Below are 867 nucleotides of genomic sequence, written 5' to 3' on the forward strand. Positions count from 1 at the left end.
ACCGGCAGGAGGCGCCCGACCGGCACGACGGCGTGGCTGGCGTACCCGCCGCCGTCGAGCAGGGCCGCGACCCGGTCACCGATCTGCCAGGGTTCGGCACCGGGGCCGACCTCGACCACACGGCCGCTCACCTCCAGGCCCGGCCACGTCGGGGCGCCGGCCGGGGCGGGGTAGTGCCCCGCACGTTGGAGCAGGTCAGCGTTGTTGACACCTGCTGCGGCGACCTCCACGACCACCGTTCCGGGGCCCGCGGAGGGGTCCTCCACGAGGGCGCTGCGCAGCTGCTCCGGACCCCCTGGTTGGGCGATCTGCACAATTCGCATGCCAGAAGTGTTGCAGCAGGGTGAAATATGCCCGATATCGTGTGGTGAGGTCGACGAGTTGAGGATCACGCCTCATGTAGGACGGGGGGCTGACCGATGTCTTGTTGACGACAGATGACATCCCCCGTCACCGTCGTCGTCCAGCACCGCGCGCGGTGGGGCAGCTCACCGCGCAGTGAAGGAGACGTCATGCTTCGCAGGTTCGGCATCCGAGGAAAGGTCCTCGCGGCCCTCTCCGTGCCTGTGCTCGTGCTGTTCGTGCTCGCCGGCACCATCTCGCTGGAGGCAGCTCAGGACGTGCGCACCGCACGGACGGTCGAGGACCTCCTCGTCACCCTGGAACGCTCGCGCGACGTGGTGCGCTCGTTCCAGGATGAACGCGACGCCTCCCTCCTCGCCTACCGCGACGGGGCCGGCGACGCCGCCCAGGAGGAGATGGCCGCGGCCCGCAGGGCCACGGACACGGCCATGAACCGGTTCCGTACCTCGGCGGGGGCGCTGGACTTCGGCGCTGTGGACCCCCTGATCCGCAACGCCACCGACA

The 867-nt window shown here is 70.1% G+C and carries 2 protein-coding genes; one reads left to right on the top strand and one right to left on the bottom strand.

Annotation, left to right across the window (positions count from 1 at the left end):
* On the bottom strand, window positions 1–323 hold a 323-nt coding region (locus N869_RS15570; RefSeq protein WP_156968614.1), incomplete at its 3' end, for an alcohol dehydrogenase catalytic domain-containing protein.
* Window positions 324–512: 189 nt separating this feature from the next.
* Here N869_RS15570 and N869_RS15575 point away from each other — a divergent pair.
* Window positions 513–867: nitrate- and nitrite sensing domain-containing protein (locus N869_RS15575; protein ID WP_035063200.1), on the top strand; the 355-nt coding region annotated here is incomplete at its 3' end.

Origin of the sequence: Cellulomonas bogoriensis 69B4 = DSM 16987 (assembly GCF_000767165.1) — a bacterium.
Lineage (GTDB): Bacteria > Actinomycetota > Actinomycetes > Actinomycetales > Cellulomonadaceae > Actinotalea > Actinotalea bogoriensis.